Genomic DNA, 20,160 nt, shown 5'->3' with positions numbered 1-20,160 from the left:
CTCCTTCGTTATAAAGAGCAAGCCTACTCTACCCACTCGCAAATTTCTCTAAACTGTCCTTCCACAAACAAAAGCTCACTTATTAAGTTCCTATGATTCTGTATGGAATCCCTCATGTATTTGTTGGTTTTGGACAAAGTAAAACAGATATCAAACAAAGTGAGGGATTCATCATGATTAGTATCCTAGTTGGACTTGTATTACTTATGCTTTTGGCTTATCTTGGATGGTCCATCATTTGGATTGCGCCACTCGTATCAGGTATTGTCGCAATATTGAGCGGAATGGATATCCTTCCCGCTTATACTGATACCTATATGCAGGGATTTGTTGACTTTGCAAAAGACTATTTTCCGATTTTCCTTTTTGGTGCGATCTTTGGAAAGTTAATGGAAGATACTGGAGCTGCTCAATCGGTTGCTCATAAGATTTCGAACGTCATTGGAAAAAAACGTGCGATTCTTGGAATGCTATTATCTGCAGCGATTCTTACGTATGGCGGAGTAAGTTTGTTTGTCGTCGTTTTTGCTGTGTATCCCTTGGCAGTAGCTATGTTCCGTGAGGCGAACGTATCTAGAAAGTTGATTCCATCAACATTCGTACTCGGAGCGTTCACATTTACGATGACTGCGCTACCGGGAACACCGCAAATTCAAAACATCATTCCGATCAACACCTTTAAAACAGACACGATGGCCGCTCCAATTTTGGGTGTTGTGGCTGCATTAATCATGGCTGTCGGCGGTTACTTTTATTTGAAATTCCGTGAAAAACAGCTGGACAATAATGATGAACAATTCACAGAGCCTGAAGGCGACAACCAAGTAAAAAGTGTGAATGAAGAAGAGCTGCCTAACTGGATTCTCTCTACCATTCCGCTTATTGCAGTTGTGTTGACGTTGAACCTCTTTGACATCAGTATATTAGCTGCCTTGCTCATTGGGATCATTTTAATCATGGTGTTTAACTGGAAAGAGTATAAAGATTTCATCAAAGCAATCAACGGCGGCGCATCGGGATCGGTTATGGCTACCATTAACACGAGTGCGGCTGTTGGATTTGGTACTGTCGTTACAGCGTCACCCGGCTTTGATTCGGTAAAGGAATTGATTTTCAGCATCCCGCTAAGTCCATTTTTCTCAGAAGCCTTTGCGGTTAGTCTACTTGCGATGATTACGGGGTCTGCCTCTGGCGGAATGGGAATTGCTCTTGAAGCCCTCGGACAAGAATATTACAATATTGCTGTCGATCAAGGGTTGAGTCTTGAAGCTTTTCACCGTATTACATCAGTAGCCTCTGGAGCTTCCATTCTCCCTCATAACGGTGCATTACTAACATTGTTCACAGTTACAGGATTGACACACAAGGATTCATACAAGGATGTTTTCGTTGTTGGTCTTCTTATTCCGATGATTGCAACCATTGCGATTATCTTCCTTGCTATGATGGGCATCAACTAAATAACCAAAGCTTCTCTCATAACGAGGGGAGCTTTTTTATTTGCTGGAACAAATAAAAAAACACGCCCTACATAATGAGACGTGTTTTCCTTCGTTATTGAACGGTATAGCCACCATCGATGACCGCTGCTTGACCTGTGATGCTTTTTGCTTTTTCACTAACAAGAAAAATCGCATAGTCTGCAATTTCTTGAACTTGCAACAAGCGATTTTGGGGGACGAGTGGATAAATAACCTCTTCCAACGCTTTTTCCTTATCGATGTTTCTCGATTTCGCCAGGTCTTCTAACTGGTTTTGAACAAGAGGTGTATCGACATATCCCGGGCAGATGGCGTTTACCGTAACACCGTGGTCCGCTCCTTCGAGGGCAGCTACTTTCGTTAAACCGATAACCCCGTGCTTGGCACTGTTGTAGCCAGCTTTCCCAGCAAAACCGATCAGTCCATTAATCGATGCCATATTTAAAATGCGACCATAGCCTTGTTCCTTCATGTGCGGGAACGCGTACTTCGTGCCATAGAACGGACCTTTAAGCATGATATCCAGAATCAATTCGAATTTTTCACTAGGGAATTCTTCAATGGGAGCAACATGCTGGATCCCTGCGTTATTGACTAGAATGTCAATTTTGCCAAATTTACTGACCGTTTCCTCAATCGCATGTTTCACATCTTCTTCTTTCGCTACGTTGGCAACAACCCCTTCGGCTGTATGTCCTTGGGACCGCAATTGTTCCACGGATTTGTTGAGGGTCTCTTCATTGATATCATTGAGCATGACTTTGGCGCCTGCTTTTGCAAATTCTGTGGCAATCTCAAGTCCAATCCCCTGACCAGAACCAGTAATTAACGCTGATCTTCCTTCTAGCATTGCAACTCCTCCTTTTTAATAAGCACTCTTCCTTTAATTTTCCCTTTTCCAAGAAAATATGTACAAAAAAACTCAGCCTGACGCGAGGCTGAGTTTTTCAACTTAATATAGTTTTCCTTGACGGTACATAATTGTGGATAGTTTCATGACTGAGTGGATGTAACAGTTTTGTCTTAATGGGAACGGATCACCGAAAAATTGCGGAAGAATCGTATCCATCGTATGTTTCAGCTTTTCAAAAAGTCTTTCGTACACTTGATCCTCCGTCATAAACTGCGCCTCTCTGCCCTGCACCCATTCGTAGTAAGAAACGATAACCCCGCCAGCATTGGCTAGGATGTCTGGAACGATCAATACTCCTTTATCGGCAAGATACCGATCCGCTTCTTCTGTAATCGGTCCATTCGCACCTTCTACGATAATCTTCGCTTGAATATCCTTCATGTTATCTTTGTGGATTTGATCCTCCAACGCTGCTAAGATCAGAACATCGACATCCATTTCCAACAAGTCATCACGCTCTTTGATCTCTGCGACAAGCTCATGTTCGTTCAGTTCTTGTTCTGTTGAAGGCAGGTCTCCCCCATGCTCTTTCGCAAACTGGACGAGACCCGGGATGTCGAGACCATCAGCATTGTGCAGCATAACATTGGCATCGCTCACAGCAACCACACGGTTTTGCAGATGGTCGCAATGATAAGCTTCTAGAGCAGCCACAGAACCGAGGTTACCGAATCCTTGGACGGCCATTTTCAACTTTTTATCTGCGTGGTCCAGAGCCGTATGGGCAAAAATGTTTTCTGTATCCCCTAACCATTTTCTATTATCATTGACGAAGTTATGCATCATGTACCGGAACGTATAATAGACCCCTTTTCCGGTGGATTCCCTTCTACCAAGGGATCCGCCGTTCACAATGCTTTTTCCAGTAAAACTGTTTCGGTAAGGTTCACCGGGATGGATATTTTTGAATTCTCCCATCATCCAATCCATTTCACGCTCCCCTGTCCCTACATCCGGAGCTGGAATGTCCTTGTCCGGTCCGAGGATATCATTGAAGTATTGGACATATTTTTTGCAGATCAAATTGAGTTCTTTGACGCTGTATTCTTTCGGGTTGATGACTACTCCACCTTTACCTCCACCAAAAGGAAGTTCATGCAGGGCATTTTTCAAGGTCATCAGTTTCGCTAAATTGGATACTTCCCCTTCTTCAACGGATTCATGAAAACGAATGCCGCCTTTATAAGGTCCCACGGTATCGCTATGTTGGACGCGGAAGGCCGGAATCCTTACAATTGTTCCATTTTCTTTGGCGATGCGCAGGAAGGATTTGTGGATATGATTCGGGGTCGAAAGCAGAGCTACCAATGATTTGTAAGCTTGCTCCCGTGTCTGAGCTTTTAAGTCTGGAAGAAAGTCTTCATCTTCCATGATGGCTTTTAATGATTCTTCGATAATGGTTTGTTGTCTTTGCATAATCCAATAACCTCCGTTCTCCTGAATTGGTCCTGTGCGGATTTCCTTATCTAAGAGTCCATTCCCCAAACAAAAGCTATGAAACGTTTTCAACAAAGAAAAAGTCCCCATGTTACAGGGGACTTTTTACATTAACCTAATATATTGTAACCAGAATCAACATAAACAATTTCACCTGTCACTCCACGGGACAAGTGACTCATCATGGCCAGGGTCATATCCCCGACTTCTTCCTGTGTCACATTCTTTTTAAGCGGAGCAGTTTCCTCAATCTTGTGTAGAATTTCATTGAAACTTGGAACCCCTTTGGCGGCAAGTGTACGAACCGCTCCGGCTGAGATCGCATTGACTCTGATTTGATTCTTTCCTAAGTCAGACGCCAAATAACGGACCGTTGCTTCAAGAGATGCTTTCGCGACACCCATGACGTTGTATCCTTCGACCACTCGTTCAGCTCCAAGATAACTCATGGCAATCATGGATCCACCTTCCGTCATATATGGTTGACTTGCTTTCGCTACCGCAATAAGAGAATACGCACTCGTATCCTGTGCAAAGGCGAACCCTTCACGGGAAGTATCAACGAACTTTCCTCTTAGATCCTCTGCATGAGCAAAAGCGATGGAATGACAGACACCATGGATGACTCCGACTTTCTCACCAATTTCTGCAAAAGCTTCCTGAATACTTTCATCACTGTTCACATCACATTGAACGATGGCTTTCGCATCCAATCCACCTTCTGTAAGCATCTTCTCAAGCTTTTTATAACTTCTTTCTTTCCGATATGTAAAAATAACGTTGGCTCCTGCCTGATAAAGGGATTTAGCCACACCCCAGGCAAGGCTTCTTTGGTTTGCCACTCCCATGACAACGATGTTTTTATCTTTCATCTGTAAAATATCTTCCATAGTAACCTCCAACATGTGTTTTCTTAGTTATACCTTATTCCGAAGAGGGTTGTCTACTTTTCATTTATTTCCACATGAGAAAACCTTCCACTCCATGTGTCGAATCGTTCCCCTTGTTGAATCCTCAAAGATCTATGAAACATAGGGCCGTCATATACAAATGTGTGAAATTCACCATGTTCTCCACATGGGTCGATTTCATGAGGCAGGGAATTCAAAAACTCCTGATCATAAAGGACCCCCGCAAACCTTTTATCAAGTTTCTCCTTATCAACAGTAGTGACGACGGCCTGAAACCCTTGTTCGATGACCTCTGACGCCACCTTGTGTGCACCCATTCCCCATAAGGGATAGACACCTTCCATCGCATACTTCGTTAATAATTGGTCACGAAACGCCCGAATGTCTTCGAGGAAAAGATCCGCATAAACTACCTTATAGATTTTTCTGTCCTTGAAGCCTTGAAACGTTCGGTTCATGATGTTGTCATAAACTTCATTAGAAGCATTGTCCGGAAGCATGACAATTTCATACGGTAGACCAAGCGCCTCCGCTTGCTTCTTAAGCAGATTTACACTGACTTCATGCACAGGTAACCGCAAAGACTGTTCAGAAACGGTTGAAAAAAGACCCTCGACTTCATATTTTTCATCATTCATGACCATATGCAAGGCTAGAGCAGAATCCTTGCCTCCACTCCAAGAGACCATGACTTTCTCAGGCATCTTTCTCCCCCTCCATTATTCTTGTAAATGCAACGCCTTGTGGCTTTGTCATCGCTTCCCACTCCAATAAGCGCCGTCTTCCATATGAGCAAAAGGAATATCGGTATCTACTTCCCCGTCAATCTTTTCTTTATCTACAGACGCCCCATTCACCCAATCAGAGAAATCAAACTCCACTGGTTCCTGATCCCCGCCTAAAGCAAACCAGGCTTTGCTTTCTTTTGGCAAGTATCCAGAAGTATGAATCGTCCCAGCCCAGTTGCTGTAGAGCTTCGAGAACACGCCACGGTCGGTATCATTCATCAATCGGAAAGCGTCATAGGCGCCCTTGATGTGGTTTCGATTCGATTGAATGGCATCCATACGCTTCATAGAATCCACAAGGTGATTTCGGTTTTCCTTTTTCAAAATCTCAAAATGATTCGTACAAACGTCCGCTTCTCTTACCTCCACTCCACGTGGAGAAGCTTCCACTACATACGTCACATTGCTTTTATCGAAAACTGTGTAACTGAATGAATGGCGATGAGGAATCTCACGCAGCATTTGAACAGCTTCAGTTACATTTGCACAGGACTCAAGGACCATACGTCCAATCATACAGCAGATAAACCCATCCCCTGGACGTTTCCGATGCATGAAATTATAGCCCATCACAAGACCTTTTTCATTCATGCCATCCATCCGTCCGGTAATGCGTTGAGTCGGCCCTATGATACTGTAGCCTTGATCCGTTGGTTGAAACAGACTGTACCGCCCTTCATACGTCTTCGGCATGTAATCATAATTACGAATGAAATAGCCGTCTCCAGTCATGATTGAACATCCACTCCGTTTATAGTCGATGCGGTATCCGCCAAATTCCATCATCACTTTTTCCATCGACCATTCCAAAGCATCCCTCAACCCCAGAAGCTCGTCCCATACCCCTGGTGCGAAGCGTGTAATGGCGTCCTTTACTTCCTGTTCTTCAACAATGAAACGGGGTTTCCTGACGCGCCATTGCTTCTCTCGATTTTTCACTGTCCACGAATCTTTCAGCAGCTTTCCTTGATAAAACCCAAAATCATAATGCGTGCCTCTGAATTGTAAAAGATCGCTATGTATTTTTTTCATCATCGTTTCCTTTCTATCCAGTCCTGCCCTCAATGTACCAGATTCCACATCAAAATTGAACTATCCCTTAACATAATTCTAGGATAGCGAGAGACTCGATTTCGAGATGGTTTTTGAGTGGATGTCGGACTTCGACCTGTGGGGTCTCACCAAGCACTCTCTTCCTCTTCGATATCCGGTTCCAGCGCCTAGCGGCTAGTGAGACTTCCCTCGCTTCTGTACGATAAGTCAACATCGAATCACTACGTTCTTCGTGTTTCCTTTATCTCCGCCAGCTCAGTCCAGTCCATACGCCCCTGACCAAGGCGCCTCCACACTTAAGATAGGAGTCTCGCCATTCCCCTCCGCCCCTTTGCCATATATGTGTCTCGATACCACTTACAGAATTAGGTTCTTCCTATACGTATTGGGAGCTATAATATAAATCTCCATCGTATAATAGAGCTCATAACTGCTTGTTAAAGGGCGCTATCTCGCTATAGATAGTGATGGTGGATGGTGCTCCTTCATGGTAAAGGGGTTCGTTTTTCACATGATCGAATGGGGTGGCTGGGAAGCTGCGAGACTCCCGCGGGAGAAGGAGACAGGCGAGATCCAGCAGGACGTAGTCCGAGGAAGCTCGGCGCTCCCCCACAGGAAAGTGTTCAAATGCGGAATCGTCCTGGGAGACACGACTGGCATAAGCAGAACAGCAACGGAATGTGCTTTTCATTCCTTTGCTGTTCTGCTTATGACGCGAGTGTCTGGGCGATGGAGCTAGACGAGTAGCTTCCCAGCCACCCCTGACGCTCAACCAAGCAACGAACCCCGGGAACATCTCGATACTGAGTCTTCAAGAATAAAGAGCTTATGTGAAAGAAATTGTTAAGGATGTGCGTATTTAGACTTTTAAATATTTTTGGATAGGGAATCGAATAATAAGGAAAGATGAGAGAATTTGCTTAATCATTCTAGTTTTTCCCTAGTAATTTTGGTACTCTAAAAGTTGTAACAATCAGAAAGCGTTTTCGATAAGGGATCAAGAAAAAGGTGGTGGAACAAAGATGAAAGAAGTCGTTATTTTGGGGGGCGGCTACGGTGGTATGAACACATTGCATGGATTGCTCGATCAAATCCAGGAAGATGTACATATTACTGTCGTCGACAGGAATCCATACCATTCATTAAAAACTGAATTTTACACGATAGCAGCAGGCACGGAGTCTGACCGCCATGCACGCGTCGACTTCCCGAAGCACGAGCAAGTCACTTATGTGTTTGACGAAGTGGAGAAAATCGACACAGAAAATGAAACCATTATTATCAAAGGTGGAGAAAAAAGTATTTCTTACGATTATCTATTAATCGGCCTTGGCTGTGAAGATAACTATCATGGCATCGAGGGAGCACGAGAATTCACGGAAAGTGTGCAGACATTCTCAAAAGCAAGAAGTGCAGGCTTTGCAATTAACAACCTTGGAGCCTATGGGAAGGTGACCGTTGTCGGAGCTGGACTTAGTGGAATTGAGGTCGCTTCAGAAGTCCGGGAAAGCAGGCCTGATTTAAACATTCGCCTCTTGGATCGTGGCGATACGGTATTAAAAGCCTTTGATTCTAAGATTCAAGATTATGTGGAGAAATGGTTTAAGGATAATGACGTTGAAGTCATCCACGGGGCGAACGTCGAATATGTCGAAAAAGATGGCGTTTGTAACAATGGCGTTTGCTATTTGAACGATGTGACTGTTTGGACCGCAGGGGTTCGTCCGAACTTTCTTGTGAGAGAGCTTCCTTTTGAAAAGGATGACCAGGAAAAAGTCATCATCAATGATTTTTACCAAGTGCCGACTCATCAAAATGTCTATGTTGTAGGTGATTGTGCAGCATCTGAACACTCCCCTAGTGCCCAGCTTGCCGGCCAACAAGGAGAGAAAGTTGCCGATGTACTAAATGCTGTCCTCAAAGGCCGCGTACCTGAACGACCATCTGAGGTCAAGCTAAAAGGTGCCCTCGGTTCTCTTGGGAAAAATGATGGATTTGGCAATATGCTTCAAAAACCGATGACAGGGGTCCTACCTCGCCTTGCCAAATCAGGGGTTCTCTGGTTAAGCAAGCGCCACTAAAAAAGATCGATCACATCCATGTGATCGATCTTTTTGTTATACGTGTGCCTTTTCTAAAAGGCCACCAAGGTATTTCGCCAGCTCAAGCATTCCATAAGTTCCTGCTTTTGATTCTGCATCAGAATTATAGTTTGTATTCGTGTTCACATCATAGGTGTACATGCGACCTTCTTTATCCTGAATGGCTTCAATACCAGCAACATCAATATTATTTTCCTGTAAGAACTTTTCATAATCATCAACGATAGATGGGCGGTAATTTTCAAGTACTTCAAACTTTGCTTTAGGCGTTTGGGGTTCTGCATCCGTCGGGCAATACAAATCTTCGATCGAGCATGCATCCGCCGGGCACAGTTCAAAACCTTCAGACGTGTCGACTTTCACCCCATAAACAAACTTCCCTCCGACAAACTCATGCCGAACAATATATGGCTCTGGAGCTTCAATATATTGTTGAATCAATGTGATTCCATCGACGGGTTCTTCAAAAGATTCACTATCTAAATATTCCCGCAACGCTTCCGTAGAATGAAAGAGCTGGACTCCCTGACCTTTTCCAGCACGGTTGTGCTTCGTTATGAACGATTCCATGTCCAACTGCCGGGCAGCCTCTAGTATGTTCTCTTTTCCTACAGCCGTGATTGTTTTCGGGGTTTGAATGCCAGATTGATTTAATGCCATATATTGATTGACCTTGCTGACTTCTAGCCTTAATGCACGGCTGCCATTTACTATGGTGCGGTCGTGACGTTCGAGCCAAGCAAGGACTGCTTCAGTAAATTCAGGTGCATAACGGTGATTCCTTGTATGAGAGGAAGCACTGATGCGGTTATAAAAAATCCCTTCCGGGGGCTCACTGGTCAAATCAAGCGTTCCTTGATCTAAATGCCAAAGCTCATATGGCAAGTCGAGCTCTTCTAAACGTTCTGTCAAATGATCGGTCCATTCGTCATTTTCATGGAGGATATAAATTTTGCTCATCGAACCGACTCCTTTCCATTTCTTCTTGTTACTTATCATATCATAAAAAACCGATAAGGTTACTAGGAATAAGCTCATTATCAGCAAATTCCCTCTCCCTCTAACGCTCCCGATTGTGGAAGACTCCGTTTCGAGATGTTCCCGGGGGTCGTTGCCTGGTTGAGCGTCAGGGGTGGCTGGGAAGCAACTCGCTTTCCTGCGGGGATGACGGCAAGCCTCCTCGGACTTCGTCCTGTGGGGTCTCGCCAGCCAATCCATTCCCGCGGGAGTCTCGCAGCTTCCCAACCACCCCTTTCATAGTAAGGAGAAACGAACCCCTTTACCTAGAGGGAGTGTCTCCTCCCACTTCCCCTCCTAAGGCAGGCATAAAGCGCTCTGTATCAAGCTTATAGATTCTGAATACCTGCTTGTGGAGAGGTTATATGATCCACTTTCCTCAATCTCCTCAGTCATTCAAGCTGATTGTTCAGAAGTGATTTCGAGAGTCTTCCATGGCAAAGGGGCGGAGGGGAATGGCGAGACTCCTATCTTAAGTGTGGAGGCGCCTTGGTCAGCGGCGTATGGACTGGACTGAGCTGGCGGAGATAAAGGAAACACGAAGAACGGAGTGATTCGATGTTGACTTATCGTACAGAAGCGAGGGAAGTCTCACTAGCCGCTTGGCGCCGGAACCGGATATCTACGAGAACAAAAGTGCAGGGTGAGACCCCACAGGACGCAGTCCGAGGAGGCTCACCGCGCTCCCGCGGAAAGCGAGTCATTCCCCGCAGCCCCCATCCACTCAACAAAAGTCTCGAAATCAAGTCTTCCACAATCCTGCCATTATGTTTAACAAGAAATAAAACTGAAAGCCGCTTGCCCATGGGGGCTAAGCGGCTTTCTGGATTATCCTGCTTTTGATGTGATAACAGTATCTTCTTTCCCGACTTTCTGTTTAATTACTTGCCATACGAACCATGTCACTACGACTAGCCAAATGATGGAACCTAAGATCATGGATGTGGAATACTCCAAACCGAATCCTTCAGGTGCGTAGAAAATATAAGTGGCAACCACAGCTGTCATGAACAACGCTGGAACACTGCAGATCCAGTGGAATTTTTGATTCTTCAACAAGTACATAGCACCTGTCCAAAGCATGACTGTTGCAACGACTTGGTTGGACCACCCTACATATCTCCACAAAAAGCTGTAATCCATTTGAGTCAACAGGAACGTAGGAACTGCAACAGGGATCGCAAATAGCAAAGGCGTCCATTTGCCTTCGAACTTCCTTTTACTAACCTGACGCGCAAAATCAACAAGCATCATACGGGAAGATCGCAACGCTGTATCTCCCGTAGTAATTGGAAGGATAATAACACCAAGAACGGCCAGGATGCCTCCCAGCGTCCCAAGAGTCGTACTGCTGATTTCGTTAATGACTCCAGCGGGCCCGCCTTCTGCAAGTGCTGTTTGCAGACCGCCCGTACTACCGAAGAATGTCATGCCGGCAGCTGCCCAGATTAAGGCAATGATTCCTTCGGCGATCATTGCGCCGTAGAATACTTTTCTTCCTTCGCTCTCTTTTTTCAATGTACGAGCAAGGATTGGGCTTTGAGTACTGTGGAACCCAGAGATAGCTCCACATGAAATGGTTACCATCAACATCGGCCAGATCGGCAGTTCATCCGGATGTAGGTTGCTGACTGTCAAATTTGGAATCGGGTGGTCAAAGAAGAACATCCCTACGCCAATTGAGACCGCCATAAAGATTAGAATTGCACCGAAAATCGGGTACACTCTTCCAATAATTTTGTTAATGGGTAGAAAAGTCGCAATGAGAAAATATGAAAAAATAATGAGAACAGATGTTATAAACCCTAGAGGCGTGATTTCCGCCATCAATTGAGCCGGGCCAGCAGTAAAGGCTGCGGCTACTAAGACCATAAGCCCAATGGATAAAAGATTGATCACGGACCGTGCAGGACGGCCTAAGTATTTTCCTACAAGTGTCGGGTATTGAGCTCCTCCATGACGAAGGGAAAGCATACCTGAGAAGTAATCATGAACAGCTCCTGCAAAAATGGAGCCCACAACGATCCAGATAAAGGCCACTGGACCATACAATGCTCCCAAAACGGCTCCGAATATAGGTCCAAGCCCAGCGATATTTAATAGTTGGATCAAACTCGCTTTCCACCAGCTCATCGGCACGAAGTCAAAACCATCGTTCTTTTCATAGGCCGGTGTATCCTTTTGATCATTGATCACAAAAATTCGTTCAACCACCTTTGAATAGATAACATATCCGACGACAAGTAAAACAATAGATGCGATAAACGTGACCATCGCTGAGCCTCCTTTCAAAATTGAATGTAAAGAGTATTCTAGCGATGATTTTGTCGATTCACAACCCGTTTTCTGAAAATTTATTTTTTTATCTTTTTTTTCTTTAAAATAAAGCGATTCCATATCGAAATATTCCATGGTCCCCTCACTAAGTCTGGAACCTTTTTACAAAAAAGTGGTGCCTGGCACCACTTAATAGGCCAACAAAATTTAGACATAAAAAAAAACTTCTGCAGAAATCACAGAAGGTCCAAGTTTTTTATATAACCTGCCATCCTATAGAAATGGTTAAGTTTCCCGCAGTCGTATCGTTTGCAAGGATGGCATTGATTTAAAGATACCATAGCATCTTGAGGGATTCAAATACATATTTTCCCTATGTACTCTTACCATCTTCATTTATTTGGAATATTGGTATCGTCTTTCTTTACTAAAACGATTTAACAAGTCATCAAGCTCTTGAGAAATTTTCAGAAGTTCCTCATCTGTTGGGTTATTATTATAAATTTCATACATCCGGGTTCTTAATTCTTCTATTTGTTTTTCTAACCGTTCTTTATAAGGCATTTTTTCAGCTCCTTCACTCTTTCCTTACCCTATATATATTACTCTAAACAATGATCTTGAAATAATTCTATTGACAGTTATAAACACCTATATACACAACCTACACCTATTATATCGGACAAAACTCTCACGAAGTAAACTTTTTCCATAATTACCTATTATTTTCACATAATTCTTAGATATATTGTCGATATTTCCCGGGTAATCATTCAGTTTCTCTATTTCAATAAACGTGATAGGATGAGTGAAAGCGTACATAAAGGAGTGGTAGTCATGTTCAAAGCTATTTCAACGAATCAAGCACCGAGTGCGATCGGCCCATATTCTCAGGCCACAGATCTTGGAAAGATCGTTTTCATTTCCGGGCAAATCCCTCTGGATCCAGTGACGATGGAATTTGTTTCTCATGATATTAAAGAACAGACAGATCAAGTAATGAAAAACATTGGTGCAATCCTTGAAGAGGGGGAACTCACATTCAAGAATGTAGTGAAAATGAACATTTACCTTAGTTCTATGGATGATTTTTCAGTAGTGAATGAAATATACGCTAGTTATTTGAGCGAGCCTTATCCCGCTCGCGCAGCTGTCGAAGTTAGTAAGCTACCTAAAGGGGCAAAAGTGGAAATAGAAGCCATTGCAACGAGAGATTAACCCCACATTTACAACATTCGGAAATCACATTGATTTTCTGTCACCTTGACGTGAAAAGAAGCAGAGCTAAAAAGAGTTCTGCTTCTTTTTTATTGTTTTTTTAATCTTCATCTTTAACATCCGGGTCCTCTGGGAGAGGTTCACTGAGATATTCTTGAATCATTTTTTTGTAATTTTCCATCTGTTCCAGATGGTTGTGGAATTGATTTTTGTTAATCAGATATTGCTCACCGTCATGTATAGCCTTAATTTTATGATTCAAGATTAAATGCCTAATGTAGTCTTCAGGAAGCTCAAGATATTCCGCTGTTTCAGCAACTGTTAAGTACATGATCCGTCACCTTTCTTTCTTTTCCATTGTATCATTTCTTTTGAACTGAAAGTTTCTTTTTCTAAAGACGCGGGAAATATGTAAGAAACTATTCCAGCGAATGAGAGGGATTTCACATGGCTACTACGATGACAACAAACAAAAACAAACGCTCAGAAACAAGCGAAGAAATCAAACCATGGGTGCGAAGGTTCGGAAGGATCGGCTTCATGGCCAAAGGGGGTGTGTATGCTCTTATAGGAGTATTGACGTTGATGGCCGCTCTCGGGGTCGGCGGAAAAACTACAGGCACGACAGGAATGTTCCGTTCCCTTGCCGGGGTGGCGTTTGGAGAAATCTTACTATGGATTATTGGCATTGGTTTAATCGGATATATCTCCTGGCTTTTGATTAAGGCCATCCTGGATCCTCACAATAAAGGAACAGATGGAAAAGGATTGATTACTAGGATCGGTTACATTGTAGGTGCTATTATTTATGGTTCCTTAGCGTACAATGCTATGAAAATAGCGGTCCATGCGGGATCCAGCAGTGGAAATTCAGAGCAGACACTATCAGCTAAACTCTTGTCCCAACCTTTTGGTCAATGGCTTGTCGGAATTGTTGGCGCCATCATCATTGGCTACGGCATTTATGAACTGTATCACGGTAGTACAGGTCGCTTTATGAAAAAGATGAATACAGGAGAAATGGACCGTCATAAAAGAAATGTAGCAGAAAAGTCCGGTAAATTCGGGTTAACCGCAAGAGGGATCGTGCTCGGGCTCATCGGTTTCTTTTTTATTCAGACTGCCTTGACCGCAAACCCTGATGAAGCGAAAGGTCTGGACGGAGCACTCTCTGAAATTGCTCAGCAACCATACGGACAAATATTACTAAGTGTTGCCGCCATTGGGTTGATCTTGTATGGTGTCTATCAAATCGTACGTGGGCGGTACACACGGATGAATTTCGGTAAAGAATAATAACCATAGAAAAAAGCCTTTCCTCTGGTGAGGAAAGGCTTTCGATTTTTGTCGCGAATATACCGACGACCACATTCGTCGTTTAGCTTTATAAGAAAGCATGTACTTCGTCTTACACAAACAGCTCATCGCTCAATTAATATACCACGATCCTGCTTAAAAAGCAACAAGGCGTTCTGTTGCTTGCTTGTGCTATACTAGGTCTACAAAACACACCTCTGGAGGATCCTATGCTGACATTTGAAGAAAAACTGAACATCATTGAAGAATTTCCTGAACTTGAAAAGAAAGAGATTTCCCTTGGAAGAGTGAACTTCCATTATGAAGAAAGCCTGTATGATAAAAAGATCGTCGTTTACCGTCTCCACCCGAATGGCAACGGTTTTGTATATGCAGGTGAAATAGAAGGCTATCCTACGGACGACAAAGGGATGGTCAACATTAAGGAAATGGGTGCCGATGAACTTCGTACACTAGTCCAGGACTCAATCGAATCCTTGTCCCTCTCTCCTGCGGAAAAAAATCCCGTTATGGAAGAATGGCTGAACGACAACGACCAGGCTCTTGTCCTAATGCGCGAAGATGATGGATTCAATGTGTATGCAGAAGAACAACTGGAAGGTACGTTCAATTCCTATGAAGAAGCCGTCAACTTCCTTGAGCAAGAAGGCTTCAGCCGCCTTTAATGTACCAGGAGCCGTTCATACGGCTCTTTTTTTATTAGGTACATGACTGTCACGCCACCTCGATCCTGCATATGGTATGGAAAAAAGGTGGCGTTCTTTATGTACACATACCCCTATTACTACAGGCAGCAAAAGCCTTCAGCAACTTCGAATATCCTCTCCTATGCCAAAGGGGATGTTAACGGGGACTTTATAGAAGATCAAGTGTTTCTAGTCGGCGAAAAAACGACGGACAGTCCGTACATCGTGAACATCACCCTGGTCATTCAGGATGGAAAGACGAACCCCTTCTACAGTATTCCATTGAAAACAAACATGGGATATCAACCACGCCTTTTCCTCGGCGATTTCACAGGTGACGGCGTTGATGACATCTTGATCAGCGTGGATTCCGGTGGTAGCGGTGGTTATGGCTATTACTATTTGTATTCCTTTTTAAACAACCAAGCGCAGATCCTTTTCAATTACGAAACGTTCGATGCAGCCTATGATTATGAAGTCACCTATCAAAATCAGTATAAAGTGGAAGTGATAAACAAAACACTCGGACTTTCTTTCATGATCGACCTCAGCAACCGAGACTCAGAATACCTGGCAGATATTTATCGTGAGGACGGGACATTGAAAGCACCCCTGCAAGGTTCTGTATCTGGTTTGAATACCCTCTACCCCATCGACTTTGACGGTGACGGGATTTATGAATTGTTCGCCTTTCAACGGATCATCGGTCAGTATAATGCTGATGGATTAGGTTTGGTGCAAACCCCTCTGACCTGGAAGGAGAGCCATGGATTTGTCCCCTATTTTGATAATCAATATGTGGCTGTCTTAGGAATGAGTACAAACGATTAAAATGGTATGCCTTTTCTTTAGTGCTGCTTATCTTTAGAGGTACCTGGTACCAAGCGTTTTCTCTGTGTACCTGGTATCTTATTCGTATGTTATGGTTCCAGGTACACTAACAAGGGCCTTCACTACATAGTTTTGATCCTAATCATGCTCCATTTTTTGCGAACCCCATGAAGTTGAATGAAATTTTTCCATTAATCGTTATACTAAGATAAAATAGGGTATAAGAAGAACTAACGTTAATGGAAGGGGTAAGTTATGGATCGCTTAAATGAACGTTTAGCAGAATACTTTGAAGAAAACCAAACAACATTAGTGAACGAGTTACTTCCAAAAACCTTGGATAAGTTGCAAATCAACTACACGGATCAAGATTTGAATTATCATTTCGAAATGCTTCGTCTACTTCTTGACCGTGTAGGTAAAAGCCTCTTGCAGCATCCTGATGAAATAAATGCCGCTGCCATCGGTTACGACACCGAAAATTACCTCTATTCTAAAGGAGTCTTATTAAAACAGACGGTCGATGTGTTAAGCGTATTCCGCCTTTCTCTTATGAAGCATATGAGAAAGTCTAACTTGATCCAGGAGGCCGATATCGAGGAAGGCTTCGTTGTGGCTGAAGAAGTTGTGGCAGCATTTGACGCAGCCATTCGAGCAACGACTGACAGTTACAACCGGACGAAAGAAAGAGAACATGAAGAAATGGAGAATCATTTGAACGCTGTCTCCACTCCTGTCGTACTCATCGATGAGTTTCAGGCCGTTCTTCCACTGGTCGGAGAATTTACAACGGAACGTTTCGATGTAGTCAAAGATCACACGTTACATAAAGTCAAAGAGCACGGATTGAGGCTTTTATTCATTGATTTTTCAGGAATCGCTACGTTCAATGAGGTCTTCATCAATGATCTGTTCAACTTAACAAAAACCATTAAGCTGCTGGGCACAAGAACCGTTCTGACCGGAATTCGTACAGAGATGGCCATTGCAGCCATTCAATCTGAAATGAATTTTGAAGAACTGGAGACTTTCAACGACCTAAAGCAGGCACTGATTACTATCAATGAAAAATAATAAGGAGCTGGACAAATGATTCGTGTTGCGTTATTAAGCAAGTGGCATGTGCATGCCGTTGACTATGCACGGGAAGCTATTGAGAATCCCAATATTCACATCTCGAAAGTTTGGGATGAAGACATAGAGCGGGGGAAATTGTGGGCGGAAGAACTCGAGGTCCCTTTTGATGACCAACTCGAACGAGTACTTTCAGATCCGGATATCGATGGCGTCATCGTTACGTCTCCTACAAACCTCCACAAGGATGTCATCTTGGCAGCTGCCAACCATGGAAAACATATTTTCACAGAGAAAGTCCTCTCTTTCAGCAGCAAGGACGATGATGAGATTTTCTCCAGCATGGAGAATGCAGGTGTGAAATTTATGATTTCTTTACCTAGATTGACTTCTCGTTATTATCGATATGCTCAAGAAGTCATCGATGAAGGAGTACTCGGAACCGTAAATATGATTCGCTGCCGTGTGGCTCATAATGGAGCCGTCCCTAACGAGAATCAGCCAAATGGCTGGCTCCCTGAGCGTTTTTTTGACAACGACCAATGTGGAGGCGGGACGTTGATCGACCTCGGTGCCCACCCCATTTATTTAGCAAACCGACTGGCTGGAAAACCAATGGCCGTATCCGCCCGTCTGCACTCGCTCATGGGCCGAGGCGTAGATGACCACTCTGTCGCTACGGTAGAATATGATTCTGGTATTCTTGCCGTATTGGAATCCAGTTTTGTTTCATCTGGCAGCCCTTTTCAGCTCGAAATTTACGGGACGGATGGGACACTTTTAGTTGAAGGGGAAGAAGTGCGGGTCAAAAGCAGCACTCACGGCATGGACGAATGGACGTCACCCGAACTTCCTTCAGCCTTCCATTCTCCGTTGGAACAATGGATACAAGATATCCTCAATCAAGAAAAACCGAACATCAAAAAAGAAGATGCTCTTCAGTTGACCGCCGTCAACGAAGCAGCCGCCCTTTCTCACAAACACGAAAAACGAATGACGATATAATAAAATCGCCTGTCCATCATAGTCGTGATGGACAGGCGTTATTTAGCTCTTTTTTCAATGTAACCAATGATCTTGACTTTCCTCTGAACCATTCTTCTGTAACTTCTCCTGTGGGCACAAAACCGTTCTTTTCAAAAAAGCGTAAGCTCCCCGGGTTATCCTCATATACTTCGGCAAAAATGTTCTTCATACCAAATTGGGCATGGACCTCTTCAAGGAATAAATGCAGCGCCTCCGTTCCTACCCCACAATTCCTGTTTTCAGCGATCACCATTCCGATAAAATCTTTTTCTGGTGTCCTGAACAATTCCACCTTCCCGATTAAGCGACCATCCAGAATGACAGCTTTCATGAATAAATTCGGTTTTTCCCCCTTAAAGTAGGCTTGATACGCTTTATAAAATTGCTCGTATGTACGCGGGACATCTACTCCTGTTTGAACTTGTAATTTTTCGTCCATTTCCCATTCATGCAACACCGTAACATGGCTGCTGTTGATCTCCTCGATGGAAACTTCCATAAATCAATCTCCTCGTTAAGAATGATCCTTGATTAAAAAATCAGTACCAGGCCAATCACCTGGTACTGTCAATATTCCCTATGCCATCATTTTGAATCCATTAATTTTGAACGGTAAACTTCGGAAAACGCAGCAAAATGGCTACAATTCCCGAAATAGCGAGTAAGATTGGATAAAAACAGAAGGGAACAATACTCACGGGTGATATACTAGCTACCCCCGCTACAGACAAAATTTGAGCACCATACGGCAGCAGCCCCTGGACGGAGCTGGAGAAAATATCCAACAGACTCGCTGACCTTTTAGAGTCAATCTGGAACCGGTCTGAGATTTGTCTAGCCAGTGGACCCGCGGTCATGATGGAGATCGTATTGTTTGCCGTAGAAACGTTCACGGCACTTACCAATCCTGCGATACTGAATTCTCCGCCTCGATTGGAGTGAGCACCTCGACTTATTTTGTGGAGGAGAAAGTCGATCCCTCCATTTTTACGTATCAATTCAACGAGTCCTCCAAGCAGGATGACAAGCAAGGCCAATTCCTGCATGCCAGCAAATCCATCTCCGATCAGAGTCACGAACTCCATTCCTGAAAAATCTCCCATGAAGAGACCAATCAAGCCTGCAAAGCCGATTCCCCCCATAAGGACATAGATGACGTTGACACCCATCACAGCAAAAACAAGAACCCCGAGATACGGCAGCACTTTCAGGATGTTGAACGGATGGTCATCCTGAAGCGTAGACGATGCATCTGCGGTAAGCACTCCAAAAATAATTGCCGTGACAATCGCCGCCGGAAGAACGATAAAGAAATTCGCTTTGAACTTGTCCTTCATTTCTGTTCCTTGCGTCCGAACAGCGGCAATCGTCGTATCAGATATAATGGAAAGATTGTCTCCAAACATCGCACCACTGACAATCGCCCCCATCGTCAGTGCGACCGCTACATCTGTCTGTTCTGCAATGCCCATCCCTACTGGCGCAAGAGCAACAATCGTTCCGACAGAGGTCCCCATGGAGATGGATATGAAACAAGCGATGATAAACAATCCAACGATAAGCAAATTCCCAGGCAATATGCTGAGACCTAAGTTGACGGTAGAATCAACTGCTCCCATCCCTTCTGCAACTGTAGAAAAGGCGCCGGCCAATAAGAAGATGATCACCATTAAAATAATATTGGAGTGACCCCCACCTTCTGTCAATTGCTGCAATTTCGTTTGGAAGGCCGTTTTTCTATTCATAAAAAGGGCAACGAGAATGGCGGCAAAAATGGCGACCAATACGGGCATTTGATAAAAGTCCCCGGTCAGGAGCCCTGAACCGATGAACAGCAAAATAAATACCCCAAACGGAATCAGCGCCCATCCGTTCCCCTTATTCAATTCTTTCGTTTCCATAAGTATCCTAGTCCTCCTTTGTCAGGATTTATTCATAAGATTTAACACATACACATGCCTTTATAACTCTTTCATACTCTACAACACTAGAAGATGCGATATCAAGTTATAAGAAGTTTTCGTACCTA

The 20,160-nt window shown here is 43.8% G+C and carries 19 protein-coding genes; 8 read left to right on the top strand and 11 right to left on the bottom strand.

What is annotated here, in order from left to right; translation table 11 throughout:
• Window positions 1–173 precede the first annotated feature (173 nt).
• Entirely contained in the window at window positions 174–1,460 is a 1,287-nt protein-coding gene (locus ACXACN_RS18765; RefSeq protein WP_474966512.1) for a GntP family permease, read from the top strand.
• Window positions 1,461–1,554: 94 nt separating this feature from the next.
• Here the strand turns inward: ACXACN_RS18765 and ACXACN_RS18760 are convergent, their stop codons facing one another.
• From ACXACN_RS18760 to ACXACN_RS18740, 5 genes are all read right to left on the bottom strand, one after another.
• A complete protein-coding gene (locus tag ACXACN_RS18760; protein ID WP_474966511.1) occupies window positions 1,555–2,331 on the bottom strand; it encodes a 3-hydroxybutyrate dehydrogenase in 777 nt (258 codons plus the stop codon).
• Window positions 2,332–2,433: 102 nt separating this feature from the next.
• Window positions 2,434–3,810 carry a Glu/Leu/Phe/Val family dehydrogenase gene (locus tag ACXACN_RS18755; protein ID WP_474966510.1) on the bottom strand — a complete coding sequence of 459 codons (1,377 nt, stop codon included), beginning with the start codon at window positions 3,808–3,810 and terminating at the stop codon, window positions 2,434–2,436.
• A 131-nt stretch (window positions 3,811–3,941) separates the two neighbouring features.
• On the bottom strand, window positions 3,942–4,721 hold the full coding sequence (gene fabI, locus ACXACN_RS18750; RefSeq protein ID WP_474966508.1) for an enoyl-ACP reductase FabI: 780 nt from the start codon (window positions 4,719–4,721) through the stop codon (window positions 3,942–3,944).
• A gap of 53 nt (window positions 4,722–4,774) precedes the next feature.
• Entirely contained in the window at window positions 4,775–5,446 is a 672-nt protein-coding gene (locus tag ACXACN_RS18745; protein ID WP_474966507.1) for a Dph6-related ATP pyrophosphatase, read from the bottom strand.
• A 48-nt stretch (window positions 5,447–5,494) separates the two neighbouring features.
• Complete coding sequence (locus ACXACN_RS18740) at window positions 5,495–6,562, bottom strand: C45 family autoproteolytic acyltransferase/hydolase (RefSeq protein WP_474966505.1); 1,068 nt, start codon at window positions 6,560–6,562, stop codon at window positions 5,495–5,497.
• Between the two features lie 1,043 nt (window positions 6,563–7,605).
• On the opposite strand from ACXACN_RS18740, the gene ACXACN_RS18735 reads away from it, so the two are divergent.
• Window positions 7,606–8,664 carry an NAD(P)/FAD-dependent oxidoreductase gene (locus ACXACN_RS18735; RefSeq protein WP_474966503.1) on the top strand — a complete coding sequence of 353 codons (1,059 nt, stop codon included), beginning with the start codon at window positions 7,606–7,608 and terminating at the stop codon, window positions 8,662–8,664.
• Window positions 8,665–8,700: 36 nt separating this feature from the next.
• Here ACXACN_RS18735 and ACXACN_RS18730 read toward each other — a convergent pair whose 3' ends face one another.
• From ACXACN_RS18730 to ACXACN_RS18720, 3 genes are all read right to left on the bottom strand, one after another.
• The gene (locus tag ACXACN_RS18730; RefSeq protein WP_474966501.1) at window positions 8,701–9,645 is read right to left on the bottom strand and encodes an ATP-grasp domain-containing protein; all 945 of its coding nucleotides are present in this window, start codon (window positions 9,643–9,645) and stop codon (window positions 8,701–8,703) included.
• Window positions 9,646–10,530: 885 nt separating this feature from the next.
• Window positions 10,531–11,976: a carbon starvation CstA family protein gene (locus tag ACXACN_RS18725; RefSeq protein ID WP_474966499.1), complete on the bottom strand. Its 1,446-nt coding sequence runs from the start codon at window positions 11,974–11,976 to the stop codon at window positions 10,531–10,533.
• A gap of 399 nt (window positions 11,977–12,375) precedes the next feature.
• Window positions 12,376–12,543, bottom strand: a complete 168-nt coding sequence (locus ACXACN_RS18720) for a Spo0E family sporulation regulatory protein-aspartic acid phosphatase (RefSeq protein ID WP_474966497.1) — start codon at window positions 12,541–12,543, stop codon at window positions 12,376–12,378.
• A gap of 273 nt (window positions 12,544–12,816) precedes the next feature.
• On the opposite strand from ACXACN_RS18720, the gene ACXACN_RS18715 reads away from it, so the two are divergent.
• The gene (locus tag ACXACN_RS18715; protein WP_474966495.1) at window positions 12,817–13,197 is read left to right on the top strand and encodes a RidA family protein; all 381 of its coding nucleotides are present in this window, start codon (window positions 12,817–12,819) and stop codon (window positions 13,195–13,197) included.
• A gap of 100 nt (window positions 13,198–13,297) precedes the next feature.
• Here ACXACN_RS18715 and ACXACN_RS18710 read toward each other — a convergent pair whose 3' ends face one another.
• Window positions 13,298–13,528, bottom strand: coding sequence for an excisionase family DNA-binding protein (locus tag ACXACN_RS18710; RefSeq protein WP_474966494.1), 231 nt, complete (start codon window positions 13,526–13,528; stop codon window positions 13,298–13,300).
• A gap of 116 nt (window positions 13,529–13,644) precedes the next feature.
• Between ACXACN_RS18710 and ACXACN_RS18705 the strand changes: the two genes are divergently transcribed.
• The 5 genes from ACXACN_RS18705 to ACXACN_RS18685 all read left to right on the top strand — a co-directional run bounded on the left by ACXACN_RS18705 (window position 13,645) and on the right by ACXACN_RS18685 (window position 18,110).
• Window positions 13,645–14,493, top strand: a complete 849-nt coding sequence (locus ACXACN_RS18705; RefSeq protein WP_474966492.1) for a DUF1206 domain-containing protein — start codon at window positions 13,645–13,647, stop codon at window positions 14,491–14,493.
• 230 nt (window positions 14,494–14,723) lie between these two features.
• Complete coding sequence (locus ACXACN_RS18700) at window positions 14,724–15,179, top strand: hypothetical protein (RefSeq protein WP_474966490.1); 456 nt, start codon at window positions 14,724–14,726, stop codon at window positions 15,177–15,179.
• Window positions 15,180–15,278: 99 nt separating this feature from the next.
• Window positions 15,279–16,031 (top strand): VCBS repeat-containing protein, encoded by a 753-nt coding sequence (locus ACXACN_RS18695; protein WP_474966488.1) that lies wholly within the window; start codon window positions 15,279–15,281, stop codon window positions 16,029–16,031.
• A 255-nt stretch (window positions 16,032–16,286) separates the two neighbouring features.
• Window positions 16,287–17,105 carry an STAS domain-containing protein gene (locus tag ACXACN_RS18690; protein WP_474966486.1) on the top strand — a complete coding sequence of 273 codons (819 nt, stop codon included), beginning with the start codon at window positions 16,287–16,289 and terminating at the stop codon, window positions 17,103–17,105.
• A 15-nt stretch (window positions 17,106–17,120) separates the two neighbouring features.
• Window positions 17,121–18,110, top strand: a complete 990-nt coding sequence (locus ACXACN_RS18685) for a Gfo/Idh/MocA family protein (RefSeq protein WP_474966484.1) — start codon at window positions 17,121–17,123, stop codon at window positions 18,108–18,110.
• A 16-nt stretch (window positions 18,111–18,126) separates the two neighbouring features.
• Here ACXACN_RS18685 and ACXACN_RS18680 read toward each other — a convergent pair whose 3' ends face one another.
• The gene (locus ACXACN_RS18680) at window positions 18,127–18,630 is read right to left on the bottom strand and encodes a GNAT family N-acetyltransferase (protein WP_474966482.1); all 504 of its coding nucleotides are present in this window, start codon (window positions 18,628–18,630) and stop codon (window positions 18,127–18,129) included.
• Window positions 18,631–18,730: 100 nt separating this feature from the next.
• Window positions 18,731–20,032 carry a Na+/H+ antiporter NhaC family protein gene (locus ACXACN_RS18675; protein ID WP_474966480.1) on the bottom strand — a complete coding sequence of 434 codons (1,302 nt, stop codon included), beginning with the start codon at window positions 20,030–20,032 and terminating at the stop codon, window positions 18,731–18,733.
• Window positions 20,033–20,160: the final 128 nt, after the last annotated feature.

The organism is Halobacillus sp. AWM4_238 (assembly GCF_056158265.1).
Note: the sequence above shows the minus strand (reverse complement) of the source record. Positions and strands in the feature narration are given on the sequence as shown.